25 protein-coding genes and 1 pseudogene are annotated in these 25,591 nt (G+C 65.8%); 7 read left to right on the plus strand and 19 right to left on the minus strand.

Annotated elements, in window-relative coordinates; translation table 11 throughout:
* Positions 1-2 precede the first annotated feature (2 nt).
* The 12 genes from BFL28_RS16300 to BFL28_RS16355 form a co-directional block, all read right to left on the minus strand.
* A complete protein-coding gene (locus BFL28_RS16300) occupies positions 3-1,226 on the minus strand; it encodes a peptidoglycan glycosyltransferase FtsW (RefSeq protein WP_069321573.1) in 1,224 nt (407 codons plus the stop codon).
* The gene (murD, locus tag BFL28_RS16305) at positions 1,223-2,512 is read right to left on the minus strand and encodes a UDP-N-acetylmuramoyl-L-alanine--D-glutamate ligase (protein ID WP_069321574.1); all 1,290 of its coding nucleotides are present in this window, start codon (positions 2,510-2,512) and stop codon (positions 1,223-1,225) included. Before murD ends, BFL28_RS16300 begins: the two co-directional genes overlap by 4 nt.
* On the minus strand, positions 2,509-3,579 hold the full coding sequence (mraY, locus tag BFL28_RS16310; protein WP_069321575.1) for a phospho-N-acetylmuramoyl-pentapeptide-transferase: 1,071 nt from the start codon (positions 3,577-3,579) through the stop codon (positions 2,509-2,511). The genes murD and mraY overlap by 4 nt, the downstream gene beginning before the upstream one ends.
* Positions 3,580-3,584: 5 nt before the next feature.
* Positions 3,585-4,964 (minus strand): UDP-N-acetylmuramoyl-tripeptide--D-alanyl-D-alanine ligase, encoded by a 1,380-nt coding sequence (locus BFL28_RS16315; protein ID WP_069321576.1) that lies wholly within the window; start codon positions 4,962-4,964, stop codon positions 3,585-3,587.
* Positions 4,961-6,379: a UDP-N-acetylmuramoyl-L-alanyl-D-glutamate--2,6-diaminopimelate ligase gene (locus BFL28_RS16320; protein ID WP_069321577.1), complete on the minus strand. Its 1,419-nt coding sequence runs from the start codon at positions 6,377-6,379 to the stop codon at positions 4,961-4,963. Before BFL28_RS16320 ends, BFL28_RS16315 begins: the two co-directional genes overlap by 4 nt.
* Positions 6,376-8,130: a peptidoglycan D,D-transpeptidase FtsI family protein gene (locus BFL28_RS16325; RefSeq protein ID WP_069321578.1), complete on the minus strand. Its 1,755-nt coding sequence runs from the start codon at positions 8,128-8,130 to the stop codon at positions 6,376-6,378. The genes BFL28_RS16320 and BFL28_RS16325 overlap by 4 nt, the downstream gene beginning before the upstream one ends.
* Positions 8,127-8,765 carry a hypothetical protein gene (locus tag BFL28_RS16330; protein WP_069321579.1) on the minus strand — a complete coding sequence of 213 codons (639 nt, stop codon included), beginning with the start codon at positions 8,763-8,765 and terminating at the stop codon, positions 8,127-8,129. The genes BFL28_RS16325 and BFL28_RS16330 overlap by 4 nt, the downstream gene beginning before the upstream one ends.
* Before the next feature lie 10 nt (positions 8,766-8,775).
* Positions 8,776-9,726, minus strand: a complete 951-nt coding sequence (gene rsmH / locus BFL28_RS20590) for a 16S rRNA (cytosine(1402)-N(4))-methyltransferase RsmH (RefSeq protein WP_069321580.1) — start codon at positions 9,724-9,726, stop codon at positions 8,776-8,778.
* The gene (locus BFL28_RS20595; protein ID WP_131818673.1) at positions 9,723-10,232 is read right to left on the minus strand and encodes a division/cell wall cluster transcriptional repressor MraZ; all 510 of its coding nucleotides are present in this window, start codon (positions 10,230-10,232) and stop codon (positions 9,723-9,725) included. The genes rsmH and BFL28_RS20595 overlap by 4 nt, the downstream gene beginning before the upstream one ends.
* Positions 10,233-10,540: 308 nt before the next feature.
* Positions 10,541-10,834 (minus strand): hypothetical protein, encoded by a 294-nt coding sequence (locus BFL28_RS16345; protein WP_241527366.1) that lies wholly within the window; start codon positions 10,832-10,834, stop codon positions 10,541-10,543.
* 57 nt (positions 10,835-10,891) lie between these two features.
* Positions 10,892-11,881, minus strand: a complete 990-nt coding sequence (locus BFL28_RS16350) for a cysteine synthase A (protein WP_069321582.1) — start codon at positions 11,879-11,881, stop codon at positions 10,892-10,894.
* Between the two features lie 46 nt (positions 11,882-11,927).
* Positions 11,928-12,257: an Mpo1-like protein gene (locus tag BFL28_RS16355; RefSeq protein WP_069321583.1), complete on the minus strand. Its 330-nt coding sequence runs from the start codon at positions 12,255-12,257 to the stop codon at positions 11,928-11,930.
* 22 nt (positions 12,258-12,279) lie between these two features.
* On the opposite strand from BFL28_RS16355, the gene BFL28_RS16360 reads away from it, so the two are divergent.
* The 5 genes from BFL28_RS16360 (at position 12,280) to BFL28_RS16380 (ending at position 17,114) form a co-directional block, all read left to right on the plus strand.
* Positions 12,280-12,783, plus strand: coding sequence for a DNA-deoxyinosine glycosylase (locus BFL28_RS16360; protein WP_069321584.1), 504 nt, complete (start codon positions 12,280-12,282; stop codon positions 12,781-12,783).
* A 64-nt stretch (positions 12,784-12,847) separates the two neighbouring features.
* Positions 12,848-13,975 carry a DUF47 family protein gene (locus BFL28_RS16365; protein ID WP_079247228.1) on the plus strand — a complete coding sequence of 376 codons (1,128 nt, stop codon included), beginning with the start codon at positions 12,848-12,850 and terminating at the stop codon, positions 13,973-13,975.
* A 180-nt stretch (positions 13,976-14,155) separates the two neighbouring features.
* Entirely contained in the window at positions 14,156-15,169 is a 1,014-nt protein-coding gene (locus BFL28_RS16370; RefSeq protein ID WP_069321585.1) for an inorganic phosphate transporter, read from the plus strand.
* A gap of 156 nt (positions 15,170-15,325) precedes the next feature.
* Complete coding sequence (locus tag BFL28_RS16375; protein WP_069321586.1) at positions 15,326-16,630, plus strand: DNA polymerase Y family protein; 1,305 nt, start codon at positions 15,326-15,328, stop codon at positions 16,628-16,630.
* Between the two features lie 103 nt (positions 16,631-16,733).
* Positions 16,734-17,114 carry a hypothetical protein gene (locus BFL28_RS16380; RefSeq protein WP_069321651.1) on the plus strand — a complete coding sequence of 127 codons (381 nt, stop codon included), beginning with the start codon at positions 16,734-16,736 and terminating at the stop codon, positions 17,112-17,114.
* A 59-nt stretch (positions 17,115-17,173) separates the two neighbouring features.
* On the opposite strand, the gene BFL28_RS16385 is transcribed toward BFL28_RS16380, so the two are convergent.
* Positions 17,174-19,327 carry a M3 family metallopeptidase gene (locus BFL28_RS16385; RefSeq protein ID WP_069321587.1) on the minus strand — a complete coding sequence of 718 codons (2,154 nt, stop codon included), beginning with the start codon at positions 19,325-19,327 and terminating at the stop codon, positions 17,174-17,176.
* Positions 19,328-19,552: 225 nt separating this feature from the next.
* Here BFL28_RS16385 and aat point away from each other — a divergent pair, with 225 nt between their 5' ends.
* Positions 19,553-20,296: a leucyl/phenylalanyl-tRNA--protein transferase gene (gene aat / locus BFL28_RS20330; protein ID WP_079247229.1), complete on the plus strand. Its 744-nt coding sequence runs from the start codon at positions 19,553-19,555 to the stop codon at positions 20,294-20,296.
* A gap of 35 nt (positions 20,297-20,331) precedes the next feature.
* On the opposite strand, the pseudogene BFL28_RS20335 reads toward aat, so the two are convergent.
* The 6 genes and pseudogenes from BFL28_RS20335 to BFL28_RS16415 form a co-directional block, all read right to left on the minus strand.
* Positions 20,332-20,565 (minus strand): annotated as a pseudogene (locus BFL28_RS20335) (DUF2155 domain-containing protein); the annotation flags it as partial.
* Positions 20,566-20,762: 197 nt separating this feature from the next.
* Positions 20,763-21,155: an NADH:ubiquinone oxidoreductase subunit NDUFA12 gene (locus BFL28_RS16395; RefSeq protein WP_069321588.1), complete on the minus strand. Its 393-nt coding sequence runs from the start codon at positions 21,153-21,155 to the stop codon at positions 20,763-20,765.
* 53 nt (positions 21,156-21,208) lie between these two features.
* On the minus strand, positions 21,209-21,952 hold the full coding sequence (locus tag BFL28_RS16400) for a sulfite exporter TauE/SafE family protein (RefSeq protein ID WP_069321589.1): 744 nt from the start codon (positions 21,950-21,952) through the stop codon (positions 21,209-21,211).
* A 7-nt stretch (positions 21,953-21,959) separates the two neighbouring features.
* Entirely contained in the window at positions 21,960-22,523 is a 564-nt protein-coding gene (locus BFL28_RS16405) for a DUF192 domain-containing protein (RefSeq protein ID WP_079247221.1), read from the minus strand.
* Positions 22,438-23,022 (minus strand): cold shock domain-containing protein, encoded by a 585-nt coding sequence (locus BFL28_RS16410; RefSeq protein WP_079247222.1) that lies wholly within the window; start codon positions 23,020-23,022, stop codon positions 22,438-22,440. The genes BFL28_RS16405 and BFL28_RS16410 overlap by 86 nt, the downstream gene beginning before the upstream one ends.
* 60 nt (positions 23,023-23,082) lie before the next feature.
* Positions 23,083-23,652, minus strand: a complete 570-nt coding sequence (locus BFL28_RS16415; RefSeq protein ID WP_069321590.1) for a regulatory protein RecX — start codon at positions 23,650-23,652, stop codon at positions 23,083-23,085.
* A gap of 128 nt (positions 23,653-23,780) precedes the next feature.
* On the opposite strand from BFL28_RS16415, the gene BFL28_RS16420 reads away from it, so the two are divergent.
* The gene (locus BFL28_RS16420) at positions 23,781-25,550 is read left to right on the plus strand and encodes a fatty acyl-AMP ligase (RefSeq protein ID WP_420911778.1); all 1,770 of its coding nucleotides are present in this window, start codon (positions 23,781-23,783) and stop codon (positions 25,548-25,550) included.
* The last annotated feature ends 41 nt before the right edge of the window (positions 25,551-25,591 follow it).

The following is a 25,591-nucleotide window of genomic DNA, read 5'->3' on the forward strand; positions in this document are numbered from 1 at the left end:
AATCAATTGCCTCGAACCGTATAGGGCGAGCGCTTCAGATACGGGTTCCGGCGCGTGAACGCGAGCAAAAGCCCCATGCCGATCGACAGCGCGATCATCGAACTGCCGCCATATGAGATGAACGGCAACGTCATTCCCTTGGAAGGCGCGAGCCCCGTGTTCACCGCCATGTTGATCAGCGCCTGCAGCCCGAACTGCGCCGCAAGTCCCGCGGCGGCGAGCAGGCGGAAATTATCCTCCTCGTCCAGCAGCTTGATCAGCACGCGAATGACGATGGCCAAATACAGGATGGCGATACCCATGCAGGCGATCAGGCCAAATTCCTCGCCTACGACCGAGAAGATGTAATCGGTATGCGCCTCGGGCAGCTTGAACTTGACCGTGCCGCCGCCCGGACCCGTGCCGGTCGCGCCGCCGGCGGTGATGACGGCATGCGACATATCAGTTTGATAATGGTCCGCCGCCGCCTTGGCCGGGTCGGGAAACAGGAACGCGTCGATCCGCGTGCGCGCCGTGTCATAGAAGAGGTAAGCGCTGATCACCCCCGCCACCACAAGACCGCCGAGGAAGCCGATCGCCCTGCCCGAAATGCCGGCCAGCATCAACAGCACGATCCACACCATGCCGAATATCATGGTCTGTCCGAAATCGGGCTGCTTCATCAGCAGCGCAGCGACCAAGACGGTCAGCACCCCGGTCAGGGGAATCACCGGCAGGCTCTCATCCTTCGCACGCAGCGACAGGAACCAGGCGGTGGTCACGATGAAGAAAGGCTTGAGGAACTCGGACGGCTGGAAGCTTGCAATGCCAAAGCCGATCCAGCGCCGCGCGCCGTTCACTTCGGCGCCGAAGAACCCGGCCAGGGCGACGAGCACCAGGCACACCGCCATGCCGACGATCGACATGCGGCGCGCCACGCTGACGGGCAGCATCGATACAACGAACAGCACGGGTAGCGATAGCCCGACCCACAGCGCCTGCCGCCAGAAATAGTGCATCGACGCGAACTGCTTGGCCTCGCCCGAATAGCGCACGGCCGAAGCAGGCGATGCCGCCGCGACGGCGATCAGCCCGATACCGACCAGCAAAAGCGCGAGCAGCAACAGCACCCGGTCGATTTCCCAGAACCACAATCCGATGCTCGAATTGCTGCCCCGGCTCAATTTGTCCTCGAACCGTGCGCGCCACCCGCGCAGCGCCGGCACATTCCGCCGCACGTCGGTCATTCCAGTGCCCCCACTGCCGCGCGAAATTGCGCGCCCCGATCCTCATAGTCCTTGAACTGGTCGAACGACGCGCAGGCAGGCGACAGCAGCACCGTCTCGCCGGGCCGCGCCTTCGCCGCCGCCGCCCTGACCGCCGCTTCCAGCGTATCGCTTTGCTCGACCGGCATCTCGTCCTTCAGCAAGTCGGCGAACATGCTCGCCGACGCGCCGATCGTATAGGCATGGCGCACGTTAGGGAATCCCGGACGACATGCCTCCAGGTCATTGGTCTTGGCCTGACCCCCCAGAATCCAGTGGATATCCTTGAACGCCGACAGCGCCGGCGCGGTCGAGGTGGGATTGGTCGCCTTGCTGTCGTTAACGAACAGGACGCCGCTCCTGGTTGCGACCCGCTCCATGCGGTGCGGCAGGCCCGGAAATGTCTCAAGTCCGCGATCGATGCTCGCCTGATCCACCCCCAACGCCTCGCATGCCGCAATCGCCGCCAGCGCATTCTGCGCATTGTGCGGCCCCTGCAGCGTGGGCCAGCGCGACTGGTCGAGGCAAACCCCGGGCGCGATCTTGGTCAGATCCTCGGCCCGCCCCGAACGCGACACCTGCTTCGCCACCGCCTGCGAAGCTTCGTCGCCGATCCCGATGATCGCCGCACGCCCCTTCGACTGCATCGCGAACAGCCGTGCCTTGGACGCGGCATAGCCCTCGAACCCGTCATAGCGGTCGAGATGGTCGGGCGTGATGTTGAGCAGCACCGCGACATCGCAATCCAGGCGCTGCGTCAGGTCGATCTGATAGCTCGACAACTCCAACACATAGACGCCCCCTGCGGGAAGCGGATCCTGCCCCAAAATCGGCAACCCGATGTTGCCGCCCAGCCGCGCCGGAACGCCTGCCGTATCGAGGATATGGTGGATCAGCGCCGTGGTGGTGGATTTGCCATTCGTCCCGGTGATCCCCACAACCTTGTGCGGCGGCAGCTCGCCCCGCGCCTGCGCGAACAGCTCGACGTCGCCGATGATCGGCACGCCGGCGTCCCGCGCCTTGTCCGCGATCGGATGCCGGTTGATCGGCACCCCCGGCGAAACCACCACGCCGTCAAAGCCCGTCAGGTCGATCTCGACCGGATCGGCCACTGCCGCCCCGGTAACGCTCGCGCGGGCCGCCTCGCTTGAATCCCAGGCGGTCACCTCGGCGCCCGCCGCGACCAGCGCGCGCACGGTCGCGGCCCCGGACCTTGCCAGCCCCAGCACCGCATAGCGTTTGCCGCGCCAGGCAGCGCTGACGATCACCGCAGCTTGAGCGTCGAGAGGCCGGCCAGCGCCAGCACGAACGCGATGATCCAGAAACGGATGACGACGGTCGGCTCGCTCCACCCCATCTGTTCGAAATGATGGTGGATCGGCGCCATCTTGAACACGCGCTTGCCGGTGCGCTTGTAGAAGAACACCTGGATGATGACGCTCATCGCCTCGACCACGAACAGCCCGCCGATGATGCCCAGCACCAGTTCATGGTGCGCCGTCACCGCGATCGCGCCGAGCGCGCCGCCCAGTGCGAGGCTTCCGGTATCGCCCATGAACACCGCCGCTGGCGGCGCATTGAACCACAGGAAGGCAAGGCCCGCGCCGACGATGGCTCCGCAGAAAATGGCCAGATCGCCTGCTCCCGGCACATGCGGGATGCCGAGATAGCCGGCAAACACCTTGTTACCGGCGAGGTAGACGATCAGCATGAACGCCAGGCTGGCGATGATCACCGGCATGCTGGCGAGACCGTCCAGGCCGTCGGTCAGGTTCACAGCATTGCCGAACGCGACGATCGTGAACGCGGCGAACAGAACATAGAACGGTCCCAGATCAACGCTGAATTCGCTGAAGAACGGCACATACAGCATGGTTCCGTTCTGCTGCGTGATGACCCAGGCGGCCACGCCGGCAATGACGAACTCGCCCAGCAGGCGCACCTTGCCCGACACGCCCGCCGTGCTCGCCTTGCGAACCTTGTCGTAATCGTCGAGGAAACCGATCAGCCCGAACCCGATGGTCACGAACAGGCACGCCCAGACATAGGGATTGGCCAGGTCCATCCACAGCAGCACCGACAGCGCCAGGCTGGTCAGGATCATCAGGCCGCCCATGGTCGGCGTGCCCCGCTTGGCCAAGTGGCTTTGCGGCCCGTCGGTGCGGATCGGCTGCCCCTTGCCCTGCCGCACACGCAGCCAGCCAATGAAGCGCGGTCCGATGATCAGGCCGATCAGCAACGCTGTCGCCACCGCTGCGCCCGTGCGGAACGACAGGTAGCGGATCAGGTTGAGGATGGAGGGAAAACCCAGCCATTCGGCGATCTGGTACAACATGCCGCCTACGCCCTTCCCTGCAGCGCCGCGACGACCCGCGACAGCCCGACCCCGTTCGATCCCTTGATGAGAACCGCGTCGCCCGCTCGCAGCATCATGTGCAGCGCGTCGCGGGCTGCGGCGGCGTCGGCCACATGGCGCAATTCGACCCGGCCCTCAAGCGCGCCGGCAAGTGGCGCCATCCCCTCACCGACCAGAAGCAACGCTTCGACGTTTGCGCCAAGGATCGGCTCGGCCAAAGCGGCATGATAGGCGTCGGATTCGTCGCCAAGCTCGCGCATTTCGCCCAGTACTGCCAGGCGCCGCGACGCGCGCGTTTCCGCCAGCACCGCCAGCGTCGCGCACATCGAAGACGGGTTGGCATTATAGCTTTCGTCGATGATCAGCGCCGTGCCGTCGTCCACCGCCGTCTTGAAACGGGCGCCGCGCCCCGCCAGCCCGTCCATCTCGGCCAGCGCCAGACCCGCCTGCTCCAGGTCGCCGCCGGCCGCATCGACTGCTGCCAGCACTGCCATGGCATTGGCGACCCAATGATCGCCCGGTTGCGACAGCGTGAAGCTCAGCGTGCGGTCCGCGCCGATCTGCGCGGTGACGAACGTACCGCCCGGCTGACCCGGCAGGACTTCGATCGCGCGAACGTCCGCGCCGTCATTCAGCCCGAACGTCACGATCTTGTCCGCATGCCCCTGCGCCGCGCCGATCAGCCGCTCGCGATACGGGCTGTCGAACGGCACGATCGCCGTCCCGCCCGGCTCCAGCCCCTGGAATATCTCGCCCTTGGCATCGGCGATCGCCTCGACGCTGTCGAAGAATTCGGTATGTGCGGGCGCGATCGTCGTCACGATGGCGATATGCGGACGAACCATGTGCGTCAGCGCCAGAAGTTCGCCGGCATGGTTCATGCCCATCTCGAACACGCCATACAGCGTCTCGCGCGGCATCCGCGACAGGCTCAGCGGCACCCCGGTATGGTTGTTATAGCTCTTGACCGAACGGTGCGTCAGCCCCGGCGCGGCGCGGTCGAGACATTCGAACAATGCTTCCTTCGTCCCGGTCTTGCCGACCGATCCGGTGACGCCGATCACCACGCCGCCCATGCGCTTGCGGCTGGCCCGGGCGAGGTTTTCCAGCGCCACCGTCGTGTCGCCGACCAGGATGTGGGGATGGTCCGTCGGCTGCGACACGACCGCGCCTGCCGCGCCGCTGGCGAACGCCTGATCCAGGAAGTTGTGGCCATCGGTCAGCTCACCGGTCAGCGCGAAGAACAGTGCCCCCGGCCCCACCTCCCGGCTGTCGAACGCCACCGCATCGACGGCGAACGGTTCGGACGCTGCGCCGCCCATCGCGGCGGCCAGTTCATCGGAGGTCCACAGCGGCTCGCTCATTGCGCCGCGACCTCGCGTGCGACCGTGACATCGTCGAACGGCAGGACCAGGTCGCCGACCACCTGTCCCTGCTCATGCCCCTTGCCGGCTATCAGCACGATATCCTGCGCGCCGGCCTGTCCGATCGCGGCCGCGATCGCCGCGCGCCGGTCGCCGATCTCGGTCGCGCCGGGGCAGCCCTTCATAACCTCGGCACGGATCAGTGCCGCATCCTCGCCGCGCGGATTGTCATCGGTCACGATCACGATGTCCGCGCCGGCAGCTGCCGCCTGCCCCATCGGTTCGCGCTTGCCTGAATCGCGGTCGCCGCCCGCGCCGACCACGATGATCAATCGCCCTGCGGCATGCGGCTTCAACGCCGCGATTGCTGCCTCGATCGCATCGGGCGTGTGCGCGTAATCGACATAGACCGGCGCCCCGCTGCGGCTGATCGCCGCGCGCTCCAGACGCCCCCGCACCGGCTGCAACCGCGCCAGGTTGGCGAAAGTCGTGGCCGCATCGCCGCCTGTCGCGATCACCAACGCCGCCGCGATCAGTGCATTTGCCGCCTGATAGGCGCCGATCAGCGGCAGGTTGAGGCGATGCTCGGCCCCGTCGAACGCCACGACCAGCTTCTGGTCGAGCAGCGTCGGCTCGCGCGAAACCAGCCGCAGCGTGTCGCCATGTTCGCCGACCGTCATGATCCGGTTGCCGCGGAACCGTGCGATGTCGATCACACGCTCCGAGTGCGGATCGTCGGCCCATACCACGGCGGTGCCGTCATCGCTCAGCACATCGGAGAACAGCCGCTGCTTGGCCGCGAAATATTCCGCCATGTCGGCATGATAGTCGAGGTGGTCGCGCGACAGGTTGGTGAACGCTGCTGCCCTTACCGGCAGCCCTTCGATGCGATATTGCGACAGGCCGTGGCTCGACGCTTCGAACGCCAGATGCGTCACCCCCTCGCGCGCCAGTCCCGCCACGTTGGACAGAAAAGTGACGACGTCCGGCGTGGTCAGGCCGGTCGATACTCGCTCGTCCGCCGTCGTGACGCCGAGCGTGCCGATCGACGCGGCATGATGCCCCGCCATCCGCCATAATTGCCGGACCATCTCGACCGTCGAAGTCTTGCCGTTGGTACCGGTGACGGCGACGGTCGTCTCGGGAAACGGCGCGAAGAAGCGTGCCGCAATCCGCGCGAACTCGGTCCGCGGATGATCCGTCGCCAGATGCGCGGCCCCTTCCACTTTCACTTCCGGCCGCGCCACCACCGCCACCGCGCCGCTGGCGATCGCTTGCGCAATAAAGTCCTCGCCATTGAAGCGGGCGCCGCGGAAAGCGCCAAATACCGTGCCCGGCGCGACCTTGCGGTGATCGATGGCAAAGCCGGTGACGATCGTATCTTCGGCGCCGCCGGTCAGCTCGCCCAGCCTCACTCCCCCGCTCCCGGCGCCACGACAGGGCCAGTGACGGCGGCGGTTTTCGTCGCGTTCTTAGGCTTGGCCTCCCACAGCAGCGGGATGAGGTCGGACACGTTCACGTCGCGCGTCTCGTCGGGCACCACGCCCAGCATCGCGCCAGTGCGCATGACCACGCGATTGACGACCGGCGCCGCGGTCCATCCCGCTGTCGAAAGACCGAACGACTGCGCATTACCAATGGGAGAATCGAGCATCACCAGCACCACATAGCGCGGTGCGTCCATGGGGAAAGCCGCCGCGAAGGTGGAGACGTTCTGGTTGCGTTTGTAGCCGCCAGCGCCGGGCACTTCGGCGGTGCCGGTCTTGCCGCCCACCCGATAACCCGGCGCATCGGCCTTGCTGCCCGTACCGTGAGTCACGATCAACCGCAGCAACTGCCGCATCCGCGCGCTGGTCGCTTCGGAAAACACGCGACGGCCCTGCGCACTCTGGCCCGGTTCGATCTTGCGCAGCGTCGCTGGGTGCCACACTCCGCCATTCACCAGCGCGGCATAGGCGCTGGCCAGATGAAGCGGCGTCACGGCGATGCCATGGCCGTACGCCGTCGTCATCACCGTCGTACGCGCCCAGAATTTCGGCCAGAGCGGACCGGCCAGCCCGCCCAACTCGACCGTCGGCTTGTGATCGAAGCCCAAGTTGCGGAACAGCTGCTCCATCCGCTCCTTGCCCAGTTCGTCCGCGATCCGCGCGGTCGCGATGTTGGACGAATGGATCAGCGTCTCGGGCACGTTGATCCACCGGCCCATCGGATGATCGTCCTTGATCCGGAACCGGCCGACCTGCAGCGGCGCGGTCGCGTCATAGCGCTTGGCCATCGACGGCACGACGCCGGTCTCGATCGCCGCCGCCATGGTCAGCGGCTTGAAGGTCGAACCCAGCTCGTAGACGCTCTGCGTGACGTTGTTGCGGAAATGCTCGGGATTGGATCCCTTGACGTTGTTCGGATTGAACGTCGGCAGCGAAGCGACCGCGACCAGCTCGCCGGTCGCGACGTCCATGATCAGACCCGCCGCGCCGCGCGCCCGAAAGCTGGTCATTGCCTGGCCCAGCTCGCTTTCCAGCGCGGCCTGCGCCCGCAGGTCGAGCGACAGCGCCACAGGCTTGCCGCGCGCGGCCGGGTCGGTCAGCTGCTTGTCGAGCGCCAGCTCCATGCCGAATGCGCCCTTGCCGTCAAAATCGACATAGCCGAGCGTGTGGGCGGCCAGCGCCGCCTGTGGATACAGCCGCTGCGGCTCGCGCGCGAACTCGATCCCCGGTTCGCCAAGCGCGTGCACCGCTGCCACCAGCTCGGGCACTGCGCGGCGCTTGAGATAGGTGAATTTCGAGCCGCTGTTCAACAGCGCGCGATATTCGCTCGCGCTCTTGCCCGGCAGCGTCGCCGCCAGCATCCGCGCCAGCTCGTTCTTATCGCCGATCACCTTCCCCGGGAACACGCCGATCGACCATGCATCAATCGTCCGGGCAAGCGGTGCGCCGTTACGGTCGACCAGATCGCCGCGCAGCGGCACCAGCATGGCGTTGATGCTTGGCGCGCTTGCCGGCTCGGCGAACAGCGCGAGCAGTGCCAGCCGGCCGATGATCACCGCAATCCCCGCCGCAAACAGCAGCGCGAGGATCATCAGCCGCACATGCGCGACCGCGATCCCCATATGCCGGGAACCCGACCGGGGGCGATCGCGCAGCGCGGGGGCGACAAGGACGGTCACCGGATTTTCTTCGCCTCCGCACGAACGCCCTGCATCAGATCACCGAACGAGCTGTCCTTCAACAGCTTGCTGTCCAACGCCGCGACCGCCTGATCCTTCGCCTTGACGGGCACCGCCTTTATCGGCTTGGCCACGGCTGCGGCGATCGTCGCAGGCTTGATCGGCGACGTCGCGGCGACGGCGACCGGCTTGGAGGGCGCGATCGCTTTGACAGCAGCAGCAGCAGCCGGCTTGCCCGCCACGGCGGGTACCGCGTCGCTCGCCGTCCTGGCGCCTGCCACGATCTCGGGCACGCCTTCCGGCACCACCATGGCGGCATAGCGCTGGGCCAGACCATCGCCCTCCAGCGGTCGCAGTTGCGCCAGCGCCGTATCGCCCGGCAGGAACTGCGCCGGTGTCGGCGCGGTATAGCGCATCACGTCGCCATTCCAGCGTTCGAGCTGAGCCAGGTTCGCGCGCGTATCGAATTCGGTCTCCAGGCCGCGGATATCCTTGTGCGCCTTGGCAATCGCGCGCTCAAGCTGCTCGACCCGCGCGCGCTCGGACGCGACCTGCGAGGATACGAGGTAGCAGCCGGGAGCAACGACCACCCCCGTCAGAAACCACCCGAATCCATTCAACGCCTTGATCGCCATTCCGCCCTCCTCAGTCCCCTGCCCGGTCGGACCAGGCCGCCGCCGCGCTGCGCCGCGCGACGCGAAGCGTCGCGGACCGGGCGCGCGGATTTGCCGCAATCTCCGCCTCGCTCGGCCGCACGGCCTTGGCGGGCTTCTCGAAACTCGGTGCTCGGGCCGCAGCGGCGGCAGGCAGATGGCGGGAACCGGCCGGCTCGCTGCCGCTGCGCTCGCGCAGGAATTTCTTGACCATCCGGTCTTCCAGGCTGTGGAACGTCACGATCGCCAGTCGCCCGCCCGGCTTCAGCACGCGTTCCGCCGCGGCCAACCCCTGCGCCAGCTCGTCCAGTTCGCGGTTCACATGGATGCGGATCGCCTGGAAGGTACGCGTCGCCGGGTCCTTCTTGTCGTGCGGCTTGTGGCCCAGCGCCTTGCGCACGACGTTTGCCAGCTCACCGGTGCGGGTCAGCGGCCGCGCCGCGACGATCGCCCTGGCAACGCGGCGCGATCGCGGCTCCTCGCCATAATGGAACAGCACGTCGGCGATCTCGGCCTCGTCCGCTTCGTTGACGAACTCGGCGGCCGTCATCCCCTCGCCGGCCATGCGCATGTCGAGCGGGCCGTCGCCCTGAAAGCTGAAGCCGCGCTCGGCCTGGTCGAGCTGCATCGACGAGACACCGATGTCCATCGTCACGCCGTCGACCGGCGTCAGCCCGCGCGTTTCCAGTTCGCTGTCGAGCGACGAGAACGGCGCCTCGATCAGGGTCAGCTTGCCGTCGCTCGCCGCGACGAGTGCTTGGCCGCCTCCGATCGCGGCAGGATCGCGATCGAAAGCGGCCACCTCGACGCCCCGCTCGAGGAACGCCCGGGTATATCCGCCCGCACCGAACGTCGCATCGACGTGCCGCTCGCCGGGCTGGAGCGCCAGGCCGTCGATCACTTCGTTCAGCAGGACGGGGACATGGGGTGAAGCGCCGCTCACAGCGTCACCTTCTTTTCGGCAAGGTGATAGCGGCAGGCTTTCTTGATCTGCTCGGGCATCGTCGGATGCGCCAGCAGCGTCGCCGGATTCCAGATTTCGATCTGCTTGCCGACACCTAGGAAATAGGCATAGCCCGGCTTTGCGATCTCGGCATGCTCGGCCTGCGCGCCCGGCACGATGAAGCGGCCCGACGCGTCGAACGCCACATCCTCGCTGACGCCGACACCTTCGCGCCAGATGTTCGAATCGCCGCCGCCGCGCTCGTCCGTGAACGCCTGCTCGCGCGCTTCCAGCCGCTCCATCAGGCTGTCGAAATAGGGCGCGTCGTAAGCGACCAGGCACGGATCCTTCTCGTGACTGGTCAGGACGGCGACCCGCGCCTCCTTGCTGCCCTCGGGTGCGCCACTGTTCTTCTCGAGCGTCGCGCGCAGCGCTGCGGGGATGGCGACACGACCCTTGTCGTCCACCATCTGCAGCCCCACGCCTCGATACCCGCTTCGCGCCACGCCCGCCCCTGGTTGCGGACAAGCCTCTCCCGTCTTCCGAAGCGCACATATTCGCGCGCCCCGGACCGATTGCCGGCTGACGATAAGACTGCCCTGTTAACTTGATGGCGTAACCGAACTTACCGCCCCTTTCAATGCCTCAGCCGGGGATTTCACGGTAAATTGCCCCACAACTTGCCCAGTTGGCGGCAAAGCATGGATCAATCATGGGTGAGGCGGGCGATCGCGTACCATTAGTTCTTGATTTGTTCTAGATCGACACGACCTTGAACAGGCCATTGCTACCGAGACTTATAAGCCTAGTGGGATCAGCGCGCTGGAATGGGGTAAGGACTAATCGCCGGGGCCGGCGTTTCGGCCGTGCGCGGCGCGATGCCAAGCTCGGCGATCGGCTCGTCCTTGCCGGCCGAACTGTTGCCGTCGGTCATGTTCGCGACGACGTCAGGCCGCGACGCGCCGTCGGCCAGGACCGGCATCTCCTTGTCGGCGGAGGAGAAGATCGCACTTGCGACACCGATCAGCAACAGCACGGTCGCGAGCCCGGTCAGGCCCACGCGCACCCGCTGCATGCTTTGTCTTGGATCGGTCGGAAGCGACTTCATGTGATATAAATGTAACGCCTGAAACGGCGTTTGTCGAACCCCTGCGTCGCTTCGTCGTCAGGCGTCGTCGAGCCAGGGGAAGACCGGCAGTCCCTTCGCCCGCAACCACGCGGCATTATAGAGCGTCGACAGATAGCGAAATCCGGTGTCGCACAGCAGCGTCACCACCCGCTTGCCCGGACCCAAATCGCGTCCCAGCCGCACCGCGCCGGCGACGTTGATGCCGGACGAAAGGCCCAGGCACAGCCCCTCCTCGGCCATCAGACGGCGAACCCACTCCAGCCCCTCTTCGTCCGCAATTCGATATTGCGCGTCGATCGGCGCGCCTTCCAGATTGGCGGTGATGCGCCCCTGCCCGATGCCTTCGGCGACGGACGACCCTTCGGCCTTCAGCTCGCCATTCGCATAATATTCGTACAGCGCCGCGCCGTGAGGGTCGCTCAGCGCGATGGTGACGCGTTCGTCCTTTTCCTTGAGACCCAGCCCGACGCCGGCCAACGTCCCGCCCGTTCCGGCTGCGCAGGTAAAACCGTCGATCCGCCCGTCCATCTGCGCCCAGATCTCTTCGGCCGTGCCCTGGATGTGCGCCTTGCGGTTGGCGATATTGTCGAACTGGTTCGCCCAGATCGCGTTCGGCGTCTCTTCGGCGATGCGGCGGCTGGTATGCACAAAGTGGCCTGGGTTCGAATAGGCCGCGGCGGGTACCAGCACCAGTTCCGCGCCCAGCGCGCGCAGCGTATCCATCTTTTCGCGGCTCTGCGTCTCGGGCATGACGATGATCGTCTTGTACCCCTTGGCATTGGCGACCAGCGCCAGGCCGATGCCGGTATTGCCGGCCGTGCCCTCGACGATCGTGCCGCCCGGCTGGATCAGCCCCTTGGCCTCGGCATCCTCGACGATGAACAGGGCCGCGCGGTCCTTCACGCTTGCGCCCGGATTGGCGAACTCGCACTTGGCGAAGATGTCGCAGCCCGCAGCCTCGCTCGGACCGGCCAGGCGTACCAGCGGCGTGTTGCCGATCAGCGCCAACGTATCTTTTGCTACCATGTCGTACAGATAGGCACGGCTGCACGCCCGCTTCAAGCAAGCGAAACTATGCCGCCACGCGTGCCGCCTTGAGGTGCGGTCCCAGTCGTCCGGTCAGCCACAGGAAGAACATGCGATAGTCGCTGACCAGGCTCCACAGCGGATAGGTGAAGGTCGCGGGACGGTTCTTCTCGACCAGGAAGTGCGCGCCCCACGCAAAGCCGTACCCCGCCAGCGGAATGGCCAGGAACCACAGGCTGTCCAGCCACAGCCCGGCGGCGAGGGCGACGAAGGTCAGCGCCGTTCCCGCATAGTGCAGCGCACGGGTCCGCGGCCTGGCATGTTCGCGCAGATAATGCGGCCAGAAGTCGGCATAACGGGTGATCGCGTGCGCCATTTCAGGATGCTAGGACGTCGCGGTGCCGGGATCAACGCCTCTCAAATCCAGCTTCCCGCCGGTCGTGAACGGCGACACGCGCCTGCTGATCTGCGGCAGCTTGCCGGGCGAGCGCAGCCTTGCCCACCGGCAATATTATGCGCATCCGCAAAATCAGTTCTGGCCGTTGATCTCGAACGTGATCGGGCGCGACCTCGTCCCGCTGCCCTATGCAAATCGCCTGGACGCACTGCTGGAGGCGCGCGTCGGCTTGTGGGATGTCGTCGCGACCGCGCGCCGGAAAGGCAGCACCGACGCCGCCTTGGCCGACATCGCGCCCAACGACCTTGCCGCACTTGCGGCCACGCTTCCCCATCTGCGCGCCGTCGCCTTCAATGGCGCCACCGCGTTCAAACATGGCGCACGGCAGCTCGATCGCAGCCCGGCAACGCTGATCTCGCTCCCGTCCAGCAGCCCGCTTCACACGATCGGCATCGTCGCGAAACTGCCCGCCTGGCTCGCCCTGCGCGATCACATCGCCCGCTAATCCACCATAATCTCGCGTCATGTCATTGTAACAATCGATGCAATCGGGCATCGCGCGCCTGCTCATGCGTCAGATTGCCGCCCTGCCCTATCGCACCGAAGGCTCCGCCATCGATGCGCCCGTGCGAGTCCTGCTGGTCACCTCCCGCGGGACCGGTCGCTGGGTGATACCCAAGGGCAATGTCCCATCCGGCATGTCGCTTCACGATGCCGCCGCGAGCGAGGCGGAGGAAGAGGCGGGCGTAATCGGCGCGGCATGCCCCACTCCGCTCGGCAGCTATCGCTATCGCAAGCGGCGCGGCAACGGCGCGTCACTGATGGCGGACGTTCAGGTGTTCCCGCTCGCCGTCACGACGGAATTGGCCACGTGGAAGGAACAGCATCAGCGCGAGCGCCGCTGGTTCACGCTGGCCGAGGCCGCCGACGCGGTTGAGGAATCCGACCTTCGCGACCTCATCCGCTCGTTCGATGCCACCGCGTTCAAGGCCGCGACGCGCCGCACCACCATGCTCGCCGCCGTCGCCGAAAAATCAAGGATTCCGCACATGTTCGCCTGGTTCCAGCGCCTGTTGCCCAAGACTGGCAACTTCTTCGAGCTGTTCGAGGCGCATGCCGCGACGATCACCGCCGCCGCCGATGCGCTCGCCCGGCTGTTCCAGGCGAACGGCGGTGCCACCGCCGATCATATCCGCGAGATCATGGAGCGTGAGCACGACGCCGACAACATCATCCGCGAAGTGCTTCAGACCGTGCGGAAAACCTTCCTCACCCCCTTTGACCGCAGCGCGATCACCAGCCTGATCGGCGCGATGGACGATGCGGTGGACGAGATGCAGGCCGCCGCAGCCGCGGTCGATCTCTACGAAGTGACCGAGTTCGAGCCCGAGATGCGCGACATGGCCGCGATCATCGTCGATGCCGCCCGCCTCACCGCCGAAGCGATGCCGCTGCTGCGCGACGTCGCCAGGAACGGCGCGCGCCTGCACGAGCTAACCGAGCGCCTCGTGCGCATGGAGGGCCATGCCGACGAGATCCACGACGCGGGCATCAAGCGCGCGTTCAAGGCCTATGGCGAAAGCGACACGCTGAAGTTCGTCGTCGCACGCGAGATCTACAAGCATCTCGAGCGCATCACCGACGCGCTGGAGGACGTCGCGAACGAGATCGACGGCATCGTGATCGATCACGCGTGATGCGGGTGACCCTTGATATGAACCCGTCACCTTGGCCTGGTGCCGGGGTCCACCGCGCGGCAAACGCTGCCGTTGAAGCTCGATCGCATCGCGTGCGGCAGGGTGGCCCCCGGCACGAGGCGGGGGTGACGGCTAGCGGCATGCGGGACCGCGCCGAACAAGCTCAGGCCGGCCGCTGACATGCACGAACTCGCCTTCCCCCTCCTCGTCGGCCTGATCCTCCTGGCGCTGGCGTTCGACTTCCTGAACGGCCTGCACGACGCGGCGAACTCGATCGCCACGGTCGTCGCGACTCGGCTGCTCGGGCCGGTCCAGGCGGTCGGTTTTGCCGCCTTCTTCAACTTTGCCGCCTATTTTCTCACCCTGGCATGGCCCGAACTGCACAAGGTTGCGCAGACCATCGGCTCGGGCCTGATCGACAAGGATCTGGTTACGCCGTCCGTGGTTTTCGGCGCTCTGATCGGGGCCATGTTCTGGAACGTGGTGACGTGGTGGAAGGGCATTCCCTCGTCTTCCAGCCACGCGCTGGTCGGCGGCATCATCGGCGCGGGGGTCGCGCATGCCGGCTTCACCGGCATTCAGTGGAGCGGCCTCAACAAGACACTGATCGCCATCGTCCTCTCGCCGCTGCTTGGCATGTTGCTCGCGATGCTGGTCATGCTGTTGTCCAGCTGGGCGCTGCATCGCGTGAGCAACCGCAATGCGGAAAAGAGCTTCCGCTACCTCCACCTGCTGTCCTCCGCCGCCTATTCGACCGCGCACGGCCTCAACGATGCGCAAAAGACGATGGGCATCATCACCGTGCTGCTCTACTCGACCGGCTATCTTTCCGGCGAATTCCACGTGCCGCACTGGGTCGCCATCTCCTGCTACATCGCGATCGCGCTCGGCACGCTCAGTGGCGGGTGGAAGATCATCGAAACGATGGGCACGCGCATCACCAAACTGTCCCAGCACCAGGGCTTCAGCGCCTCGACGGGCGGCTCGGTCATGGTCTTTACCGCTTCGCTGCTCGGCATCCCGGTCAGCACCACCCACACGATCACCGGCAGCATCATCGGCGCCGGCACCGCGCGGCGGGCCAGCGCCGTACGCTGGGGCGTGGCACAGAACGTCATCGCCGCCTGGGTGATTACCATCCCGGCATCGGCAGCGGTCGGTGCGCTATTCTATATGCTGACGAGACTATTCTGACGGGCGTATAGACGCCAGTCCGATGATGCTGGCGTCATCTGCAAACATCTCCGTCGCACCTGCGGCCGCGGAAACGGGTGGCCATGCTGACCCCAGCGGGATTCGGTCCTCCCGCGCCCCGTGACACCCTCGCGATGTTCCTGTAACGTTCCACCCATGCCCCAGACGGCGAGTCTCGACCTCCCCTCGCGCCCGCTGCGCTGGCTTTATCTGGACCTCAACAGCTATTTCGCTTCGGTCGAGCAGCAGTTGAACCCCGATCTGCGTGGGCGTCCGATCATCGTCGCGCCGGTCAGTTCAGACACAACCGTCGCCATTGCCGCCTCGGTCGAGGCCAAGAAATACGGCATCCGCACCGGCACGCCCGTCTGGGAGGCGAAGCAGCGTTGTCCGGACATCATCGTCGCGCCGGGCAGCCACCAGAAATATGTCGAATTCCATGAGGCGATCGTCGCCGAGATCTGGAAGCATATCCCGGTCGACAAGGTGTGTTCGATCGACGAGGTCGCCTGCCGCCTGCTCGACAGCGAAAACGACCGCGACACCGCAATCGCACTGGCCAATCGGATCAAGGCCGGCATCCGCGCCAATGTCGGCGAATGCCTCACCTCCTCTGTCGGGATCGCCCCCAACCGCCTGCTCGCCAAGCTCGCCAGCGACATGCAGAAGCCCGATGGCCTGGTCGTGCTGAGCGAGGACGAACTGCCGCACCGCCTGTTCCCCATGCCGCTGCGTGACATCACCGGCATCGGCGCCAAGATGGAGAGGCGGCTTGCACAGCAGGGCATCCTCGACATCGGCCAGCTTTGCGCGCGCCGGCCGCGCGATGCCGGATCGGCTTGGGGCGGCGTCAATGGCGACCGGCTCTGGTATCTGCTCCACGGCTTCGACCTGCCCGAAAAGCCGACGCAGAGCCGCACCATCGGGCACAGCCATGTGCTCAGCCCAAGAAAGCGCGGATACGAACCCGTTCGGCTGACCGCGCGGCGGCTTGCGCTAAAGGCCGCCAGCCGGCTTCGGCGCAAGGGCTATGTCAGCCGCCTGCTGGTGCTCCATGCCCGGTTCGAGGACGACAAGTCGGTCTGGCGAACATCGATCAAGCTCCCCTCGACCCAGGACAGCTTCACCGTGCTTGCCGCGCTCGACGCGATCTTCCCGCGCCTGAAAGAAGCAGGCCGCGCCCGGCCCGGCGGGTTCCAGATCCGCATGGTGGGCGTGACGCTTGCGGAGATCGCGGCATTGCAGGGCGAGCAGCAATCGCTGTTCGCGATGCTCGATCCCGACGATGCACTGGCGCGCGAGACGCGGACGCTCTCGCTCAGCAAGGCGATGGACCGGATCAACGAGAAGTTCGGCCGCCACGCCGTCTCGGTAGGGCCGATGGATGGCAGCCGCACCGATCGCGTCGGGACCAAGATCGCCTTTGGCCGCATCCCCGACCTCGACGAGTTTCACGAGTGAACGGCGGGGTTCAGTTTTGCAATGCAATAACCATTTGGTGCCCGGTATAACGTATCGCTTGACGGTCTATGCTGCGTGCGCAAAAGCATCGCTCGCTATGAACATGCGCCCCCTTTTCCCCGCCGCTGCGGTTGCGCTCCTGGCGCTTTCCGCTTGTAACCAAGAACCCGAAGTCGTCAGCGACAAGGCCCCCGATCCGCTGGCCGAACAGCTGAAGAACGCGCCGAAGGTCGAACTGCCGCCGGCGATCAAGGCCAGCGTCTCGATGCGGTGCCAGCCCGGTAACGCGCTCGTCTTCGCCGAGTTCTTCGAGGGCGACAAGCTGGTCAAGCTGCGCACCGAACAGAACGGCCCGGCAACCGACCTCAAGGCAGCCGAGGCTGGCCAGCCGTTCACGGCCGAGGGTGGCTATTCGCTCACCGGCGATTCGAAGAACGCGACCGTCGAACTGCCGGGCAAGGGCAAGCTCACCTGCAAGGGCTGATTTCGCCTGTCACCGCTTAAAACAAGGGCCGGTGGATCGCTCCACCGGCCCTTTTTGTATCACTGGCTCGGAAAACCGCGGCGCTTGAACAGCGCCTTCACGTCCGGATCGCGACCGCGGAATGCCTTGTAGGCCGCCTTGCGGTCGGTCTCGTTGCCGGTCTCCAGCAGGATCGTGCGGAACTTGTCGGCGGTCGCCTTGTCCCAGACATTGCCCGTCTCCTCGAACGCTGCCCAGGTGTCAGCGTCCATCGTCTCCGACCACAGATAGCTGTAATAGCCCGCCGAATAGGCGTCGGACGAGAACAGGTGATTGAACTGCGGCAGGCGGTGCCGCATCACGATCTCGTTCGGCATCTGCAATTCGGCGAGCGCTTGACGCTCGAACGCATCCGGGTCGGTCACCGGCGTCGTGCGATCATGCAGCTTCATATCGACGATCGCCGACGACAGGTACTCGACCGTGTCAAAGCCCTGGTTGAACGTGTCCGCCTTCTTGATCTTCGCCACCAATGCGGCCGGGATCGGTGCGCCGGTCTGATAATGTTTGGCGAAACGGCTGAGCACGTCGGGGGTCAGCAGCCAGTTCTCGTTCACCTGGCTCGGATACTCGACAAAGTCGCGCGGCGTGCCGGCGAGGCCCGGATAATAGGGCTTGCCGAGCAGGCTGTGCAGCGCGTGGCCGAACTCGTGGAACAGCGTCGATGCGTCATCGATGCTGATCAGCGTCGGCGCACCCGCACCGCCCTTGGTGAAGTTGTTGTTGTTCGACGCAAGCACGATGTTGTCGCCGCGCAGGCCCGAGCGGCTGCGATAGCTGGTCGCCCAGGCGCCCGACCGCTTGCCCGCGCGCGCGAAGTTGTCGAGGTAGAAGACCCCGGCGACCTGGCCATTACGGGTGACCTCGAACGTGCGCACGTCCGGGTGGAACACCGGCACCTTGCCCGTATTCTCCGTGAACTGAAGGTCGTAGAGCCGCCCGGCCGCATAGAACATGGCGTCGACCATGTTGTTGAGCTCGAGATACGGCTTCACCTCGCTCTCATCCAGGTCGTACTTCGCCTTGCGCACCTTCTCGGCGTAATAGCGATAGTCCCAGCCCTCGATCTTGATCCTGGGGCCCTTGCCGGCTGCGGCCTCCACGTCGGCCAGCTTCTGCATGTCGGCGACTTCCTCGATCACCCGCGCACGCGCAGCCGGCCAGACCGACATCATCAGCTTCATGGCATTGGCGGGCGTTTCCGCCATCGTATCGTCCATGCGATAGTCGGCGTGCGTCTTGAAGCCGAGGATCGCCGCACGCTCCTGCCGCAGCTTCAGGATGTTCGCGATTACCGCATTGGTATCGTTCGCGTGGCCATTGTCGCCGCGGTTGATATACGTCTTGTAGACCTTCTCGCGCAGCGGGCGGTTGCTGGCATACATCAGGAACGGCTGCATCGACGATCGGGTGTTCTTGACCGCCCACTTGCCCGCCTGCCCGCGCGCCTGGGCTTCCTCGGCCAGGCTCGCCTTGAAGCTGTCGGGCAGCCCGGCGAGATCGGACTCCTTGTCGATGAAGATCGCGGTTTCCTCGTCCGCCAGCACGCGCTTGCTGAACTCGGTATAGGCGACCGCCAGTTCACCGTTGATCCGCTTGATCTGCGCCTTCTGCGCAGCGTCGAGCAACGCGCCCGAGGTCACATAGTCGCGATAGCTGCGCTCAAGGAGCCGCATCTGCTGCGCATTGAGGCCCAGGGTCTGGCGCTTGTCGTACAGCGTCTTGACCCGCTGGAACATCTTGGGGTCGAGGCTAAGCTCGGTCGAAAAGGCGCTGAGCTTCGGGCTCCACTCGGCGGCGATCTTCTGCACCTCGGGCGAGGCGAGGTTGCTGGTATAGACGCCCCATACCGGGAAGATGCGGGTGAGCGCAGTGGTCGCCTTCTGTTGCGCCTCGATCGTGTTGGCAAAGGTCGGCGCCTGTGGATTGTCGCGCACCTTGGCGAATTGCGCGCGCGCCTCGGCCATGCCCCGCTCGAACGCGGCCGGGAACATCGCCGGGCTCACCTTGTCCCACTGCGGCGCGCCGTCATACGGCCCCGGCCACTTGTCGACCATCGGTGCTGGATCGGGCGCGCTCGTCGTGGCGGGTGCGGGGGTGGTCTGCTGCATCGTGCCGGCAAAGCTGGTGGAGGACAAAAGCGTGGTGGCCAACAGGCCGAAAGCGAGTTTCATCTGGGTTCCCGGGCGGGTGGAGGAAGGTCGCAAAGGATACCTTGTCACCCCGGGATGGCAACCCCGTGTGTCATTGACCTATGACAGCCCGATCTTTCCCACCGCAGGAAACAAGTGTCATCGGATGCCGGCTTGTGTCACGCTGCATCCTGGAGACGGAAGGTTGGCGAAGATCGTGGTCTACAGTCCGGTTGGCAGGCTCGCATGGCCCGCGGCGGCGATGGCATGACACGCCGATCGCCACGGGCGCAGGATCTCGACCCCGATCTGGTGCTGCGCGCTTATGCCATGGGTGTGTTCCCGATGGCCGAACACCGCGACGATCCCAGCGTCTTCTGGGTTGAGCCGCGGCAGCGTGCAATCCTCCCGCTCAACGGATTCCACCTCTCCCGCTCGCTGCGCAAGACGCTGGTTTCGGATCGCTATCGGGTCACGGCAGACACTGCCTTCGACCGGATCATCGCGCTCTGTGCCGAGCCGGTCGAGGGCCGGCCCGATACCTGGATCAACCCCGCGATCGAACGCGTCTTCATTGAACTGCACCAGCGCGGCTTGGCGCATTCGGTCGAATGCTGGGATGGCGAGCGGCTGGTCGGCGGGCTTTACGGCCTGGCGCTGGGCCGCGCCTTTTTCGGCGAATCGATGGTCAGCCGCGCGCGCGACGCTTCGAAGGTGGCGATCGCAACCCTGGTGGCGCGACTGCGCGCGGGCGGGTTCGAACTGCTCGATTGCCAGTTCATGACCGATCATCTCGCGACGCTCGGCGCGATTGAAGTGGCGCGCGAACTTTACCTGTCGCTGTTGTCGGTTGCGCTCGGCGAAGGTTCGGCGGGGCTTGCCGGCGGCGGCGCGGGCGTGGCGGCAGACTTCGGCGCACTTGACCGCCTGGCCGGTGCTTCCTCGTCGCCAACCGCTTCACCGCCGGTGTCGGGAAAGGTCATCGCGCAATTCTTGACCCAGACGTCATAGATCGGGTGCTGCACCACGTTCAGTGCAGGCCGTTCCTTGTAGAGCCACCCCGAAAAGGCGCGCGACCATTTGCCGTCCGTGCCGTGCACGTCCACCTGGGCGAAGGCGCCGGTATATTGCTCGCTCTCGAACGGCGCGGTCTTGTCGCATGCGCGCAGGCGGATGATGACATCACCGATCCGCATCGCCTGCCCGGGTTTCAGCTGAACGTCGCGCGTCGCGCCATTGCGCTTGTTGAGCAGGCCCAGCGTCGCAACCCGCTCCGCCATCGGCGTCGTGCCGGCAACGGCCGTCGCCGGTCCGCCGGCATCGACGGTCACGATCTCCTCGCCCGCCTTGCCCGCCGGGGCAACGTCGACCTTGTCGGCCGCCGTCTTCTTGGGCGCGGGCGGCGGCCCCTTCACCCAGTCACAACCTGCCAGCGTCAGCACGGCCAGCAGCGTTGCCGCAAAACGGGCGCGCTCGCTCAAGCGCCCGGGGTCCACGCTTCATAGTCGCCGGCGGCGCCATGCCGCTGTCCACCCTTGTCGAGCGCGCCCGACGGCTTCCAGGCGGCCGGCGTGCCCGTCAGATTGGCAAGCGGCGGCTGCTCCCACTGGCGCACCGGGGGCAAGGCGCGCGAGGGCACGTCCTCGATCTGGTGGTGCAGCCAGCTGAACCATTCCGGCGGCACCCGGCTGGCGTCGTTCGATCCGTTATAGATCACCCAGCGGCGCGGATTGCCGGCAGTGTCGCGTCCGCCTTGGAAATAGCGGTTGCCCAAGCTGTCCTCGCCCACCGCGTCCTTGCCGCGCAAGCCGAGCCAGGTGCCAAAGGTGGCGCCGTTCCACCAGGTGAAGATGTTCGCGAGGATACCCATGGCCCGCGCTTTACGAAACCCATGCGGCGGCGGCAATCGGGTTTGACGCGTCTTCAGTAAACGCCGACCAGCTTGGCGCTCGCGACGAGCAGCACGACGCCCAGCGCCTTGAGGATGATCGGCGCCGACAGCCGCACGCCCAGCGTCGTGCCGATCAGCCCGCCGATCAGTACTGCGCCACCGAACAGCGGCAGTGCCGGGGGCAACGACCCGATGGCGGAAAAATTGCCGAGCAGACCGGAAATCGAGTTGCACAGGATGAATATGGCGGCGACGCCCGATGCGGGCTTGGGCGCGGACCAGGCGAGGAACAGCAGCAGCGGCGAGAGGAAGATGCCGCCGCCCGTGCCGGTAAGCCCCGACAACAGGCCGATCCCCATGCCAAGCAGGATCGCCAGCCAGATCGGGGGATCGCGCCATGCCTCCAGCGCCTTGATCGGCGTGGGCCACAGCAGGCGGATGGCGGACAGGAACAGGATGCCGCCCACCATGGGGCGGTAGAAGTCTCCGGGCAGCTTGATCCCGCCCCCCAGAAACGCGAACGGCATCGCGCCGATCAGGAATGGCCATAACGTGCGCCACCGGAACATGCCGGCGCGCCAGAAGCGGAACGAGGCAAAAGACGCGACGATAACGTTGAGCACCAGTGCGGTCGGCCGCATCACTGCCGCCGGCAGGCCGAACAGCGCCATCAGCGCGATATAGGCCGATGCCCCGGCATGACCGACGCTCGAATAAAGCGCCGCACCGATCAGCAGGCAGACCGCCAGCGCCCAGTCGATCGCCTCGAACGGCATGTCGCGGCTACTTCCAGCTCACCTTGTCGCCGACCGATATGCCAAGCTCGGCCGAGCGACCGCCATTGATCTCGAGCACTGCGGCCACCGGCTCGCCGGAGCGCACCTGATCGGTCGAGAACGGCACGGTATTCTCCGCGATATGCGCGATCGTGCCGTCGCCGCGGATGAAGATGATATCGAGCGGGCTCGGCGTATCCTTCATCCAGAAACTCGCCTCCCTGGGCCCACCGCCCTCGGCCGGATAAGGCGCAAACAGCATGCCGCCATCGGCCGGAATGCCGGTGCGAAACATCAGCCCGTGCTGCTGCTCCGCGGGCGTCCGCGCCACATCGACCCTGAAGACATGGCTCTTGCCGCCGCTTTGGATGGTGACGACGGCCTGCGCCTGCCCCTGCGCGGCCGAGGCATTGCCGGCATCGCTCGACTGGCAACCCGGCAACAGCAAGGCGCCGGCAAGCGCCAGCGCCACGCCATGCGCCAGATCAGGGCCGTTCCACCACGACCGCGAGCGGCCCTTTGTCCCCTTCGACGATGCGGGCGCGAAGCGGCTGATCGGGTTCGACGTCATAAATCTCCGCCTGGCGCAGTGTTTCCATGTGCACGAAGATATCCGCGCCATCGCCGTTTCGCACCAGAAAACCATAGCCTTTGAGGCGATTGAACCACTTGACCGTGACCGGTTCGTAAGGCCCCGCCGATTCGATCAGGTGCAGGCGGTCCGGCCGGTCGGCTGCGGTGGAACGCGGCCTTACCGGCTCGACCGCATGAGTGAGATCGACGTCGAAAATTTCGCTTGCCTGGAATCCCCGCTCACGCCGCACCACGGTACACTCGACGCGCGCACCTTCGGGAAGGCTGCGTCGCCCATGCGGTTGCAGCACGGAAAAGTGGATCAAAATATCGCCCACGCTTTCATCGTCGGCGACGATGAAGCCGAACCCACGCGTGACGTCGAACCATTTGACGACGCCAGTATAGCGCCGCTCATCGCCAGTCAGCGCCGACAGCGCCGCGTGCGCCGGCACGGCGTTAACATCATCCGACACTCCCTGCGGCTCCACGCGCATGAAGATTCCCCCCTAATCTTCAGCATTAACACAGCCTTTCGCAGCGAGGCGAATCCTTTGTTAGCCATCGCTTTCCTGAAACGGATCAACGCAATAATGTTCCTCTTCGGCAATGGCGGCCGTGCTTTCGCCGGGCGCCATGCGGGCGATGCGCCAGGCAAGGTCGGGCGAATGGCCGGCCCGGACCATCGCGGCGACGTGCTTCGCCTGCTTGGGCCGGTCGGCGGCGACGGCGGCAAAGGGGCCTATGCGCCTGCGGCGGGCAAAGGCCACGGCCGTCTCGCCGCGCCGCGCCTCGACCTGCGGGGCGACCGCATCTGCATCCTCGCCGATGACGCCGGCATGGCGCAGCGCCTGATTCACGCGCCGCGCACCCAGCCCGCGACGCGCCATAGACGACGCCTTGGCCTCGGCGAACAGGCGGTCGTTGACGTAGCCAAGCTCGGCAAATCGCTCGGCCACGGAAGCAGGGTCGGCTGGTGCCCCGTCCCATCCGCGTTCCCTGATCTTGCGCGCAAGATAGGCCGCCAGCTTTCCGCGGGTCGTCGCAAATCGCTCGACATAGCGCAGCGCCAGCCGTTCGAGCGAGGCGGTGTCAAGTGGGGGGATGGGACGGCCGGTGCGCTTCATGCGCCTTGATCGTGCCACAGTTGCAACCGATTTTGAACGATAGTGCATAGCAGAGCCGCCCGCATTCTGATGTGAGGCCGATTTTTTGAGGGCCGCTACGATCAGGGGCACGGATTGAGAGAATGGTGTTGAAGGCGAACGACAAGGTTGAAGCAAACCAGGCGGCGACCGGCGCAGCATTGCAGCCGACCCCGACCGACGACACGCTTCCCCGTATCCTGGCGGATTTCGCGACGCTGGGCGATGCGCTGGATTATGCCGCAAAGGGTGTGCGCGGCCTCAATTTCCATGACGCGCGCGGCACGCTCACTCGGCCTTATCCGTTTTCGCAGCTGCGCGAGGATGCGCTCGCTCAGGCGCGCCGCCTGGTCGCGGCGGGGGTCAAGCCGCAGGATCGAATCGCGCTGATCGCCGAAACCGGGCCGGAATTCGCCTCGCTGTTCTTCGGCGTGGTCTATGCCGGCGCCTGGCCCGTTCCGCTGCCCCTCCCGACCAGCTTCGGCGGGGCGCAAAGCTATATCGACCAGCTCACGGTCCAGCTCACCAGCTGTGACCCGACGATGTTGTTCTATCCGCCCGAAATCGGCGCGATGTGCGCCGAAGCCGCTGCGAACCGCGGCGTTGAAGGGATCGATTGGGCCGAGTTCGAGACGCGCGCGGCGCCCGAAGTCACGCTGCCCAAGGCTGACACCAACGACATCGCCTATCTGCAATATTCCAGCGGATCGACTCGCTTCCCGCACGGCGTGGCGATCACGCACCATGCGCTGCTCAACAACCTGGCGGCGCACAGCCACGGAATGAACGTGACCGATGGCGACCGCTGCGTTTCCTGGCTGCCTTGGTATCACGACATGGGGCTGGTCGGCTGCTTCCTGTCGATCGTCGCCAATCAGGTGTCGACCGATTACCTCAAGACCGAGGATTTCGCGCGGCGTCCGCTGGCGTGGCTCGACCTCATCAGCCGCAATCAGGGCAATACCCTCTCCTATTCGCCGACCTTCGGCTACGATATCTGCGCCCGGCGCATGTCCAGCCAGACCAAGGCGAGCGAGCGGTTCGACCTGTCGCGCTGGCGCGTCGCGGGTAACGGCGCCGACATGATCCGGCCCGACGTGATGCAGAACTTCGTCGACGCGTTCGCCGATGCCGGGTTCAAGGCCAGCGCCTTCCTGCCCAGCTACGGCCTTGCTGAAGCGACGCTGGCGGTATCGATCATGCCGCCGGGCGAAGGCATCGTGGTCGAGCTGGTCGAGGAGACGCAGTTGTCCGGAGGTGAGCATGGCCGCGACCGCCCGCAGCGCTTCCGCGCCATCGTCAACTGCGGAAAGCCTGCGCGCGACATGGAAATCGAAATCCGCGAGGAGGACGGCACCCCGCTGCCCGAACGCGCGATCGGCAAGGTGTGGTGTCGCGGCCCCAGCGTCATGGTCGGCTATTTCCGTGACCCCGAATCGACCGCCGCGTGCCTGGTCGACGGTTGGCTCGACACCGGCGACATGGGCTATATGTCCGATGGCTATATCTACATCGTCGGCCGGGCGAAGGACATGATCATCGTCAACGGCAAGAATCACTGGCCGCAGGACATCGAATGGGCGGTCGAGCAATTGCCCGCGTTCAAGCAGGGCGACGTCGCCGCCTTCGCCATCACTACGCCGGGCGGAGAGGAAACGCCCGCCGTGCTGGTGCAGTGCCGCACGTCGGACGAGGAAGAGCGGGTGCGCCTGCGCGAAGAGATTCGCGAGCGAGTCCGCACCGTTACCGGCATGAACTGCGTGATCGAGCTGGTGCCGCCGCGCACGCTGCCGCGCACCAGTTCGGGCAAGCTCAGCCGGGCCAAGGCGCGCAATCAATATCTGAACGGCGAGATCAAGCCCTACAGCATCGCCGCCTGATCGGGCAGCAAGTCGCGGGACCCGGACGAAAAAAACGTTCG

It is taken from the genome of Sphingomonas turrisvirgatae, from assembly GCF_001721295.1.
In the GTDB taxonomy this organism is placed as follows: domain Bacteria; phylum Pseudomonadota; class Alphaproteobacteria; order Sphingomonadales; family Sphingomonadaceae; genus Sphingomonas; species Sphingomonas turrisvirgatae.

Coding starts and splice junctions, on each gene's coding strand:
- BFL28_RS16315 (WP_069321576.1), bottom strand. CDS start 4,964: ATGAGCGAGCCGCTGTGGACCTCCGATGAACTGGCCGCCGCGATGGGC.
- BFL28_RS16350 (WP_069321582.1), bottom strand. CDS start 11,881: ATGGTAGCAAAAGATACGTTGGCGCTGATCGGCAACACGCCGCTGGTA.
- BFL28_RS16415 (WP_069321590.1), bottom strand. CDS start 23,652: ATGAAGCGCACCGGCCGTCCCATCCCCCCACTTGACACCGCCTCGCTC.
- BFL28_RS16395 (WP_069321588.1), bottom strand. CDS start 21,155: ATGGGTATCCTCGCGAACATCTTCACCTGGTGGAACGGCGCCACCTTT.
- BFL28_RS16300 (WP_069321573.1), bottom strand. CDS start 1,226: ATGACCGACGTGCGGCGGAATGTGCCGGCGCTGCGCGGGTGGCGCGCA.
- BFL28_RS16375 (WP_069321586.1), top strand. CDS start 15,326: ATGCCCCAGACGGCGAGTCTCGACCTCCCCTCGCGCCCGCTGCGCTGG.
- BFL28_RS16410 (WP_079247222.1), bottom strand. CDS start 23,022: ATGCGCGTGGAGCCGCAGGGAGTGTCGGATGATGTTAACGCCGTGCCG.
- BFL28_RS16345 (WP_241527366.1), bottom strand. CDS start 10,834: ATGAAGTCGCTTCCGACCGATCCAAGACAAAGCATGCAGCGGGTGCGC.
- BFL28_RS16405 (WP_079247221.1), bottom strand. CDS start 22,523: ATGACGTCGAACCCGATCAGCCGCTTCGCGCCCGCATCGTCGAAGGGG.
- aat (WP_079247229.1), top strand. CDS start 19,553: ATGACACGCCGATCGCCACGGGCGCAGGATCTCGACCCCGATCTGGTG.
- BFL28_RS16355 (WP_069321583.1), bottom strand. CDS start 12,257: ATGGCGCACGCGATCACCCGTTATGCCGACTTCTGGCCGCATTATCTG.
- mraY (WP_069321575.1), bottom strand. CDS start 3,579: ATGTTGTACCAGATCGCCGAATGGCTGGGTTTTCCCTCCATCCTCAAC.
- BFL28_RS16365 (WP_079247228.1), top strand. CDS start 12,848: ATGCGTCAGATTGCCGCCCTGCCCTATCGCACCGAAGGCTCCGCCATC.
- BFL28_RS16400 (WP_069321589.1), bottom strand. CDS start 21,952: ATGCCGTTCGAGGCGATCGACTGGGCGCTGGCGGTCTGCCTGCTGATC.
- BFL28_RS16370 (WP_069321585.1), top strand. CDS start 14,156: ATGCACGAACTCGCCTTCCCCCTCCTCGTCGGCCTGATCCTCCTGGCG.
- BFL28_RS16385 (WP_069321587.1), bottom strand. CDS start 19,327: ATGAAACTCGCTTTCGGCCTGTTGGCCACCACGCTTTTGTCCTCCACC.
- BFL28_RS16380 (WP_069321651.1), top strand. CDS start 16,734: ATGCGCCCCCTTTTCCCCGCCGCTGCGGTTGCGCTCCTGGCGCTTTCC.
- BFL28_RS16330 (WP_069321579.1), bottom strand. CDS start 8,765: ATGGCGATCAAGGCGTTGAATGGATTCGGGTGGTTTCTGACGGGGGTG.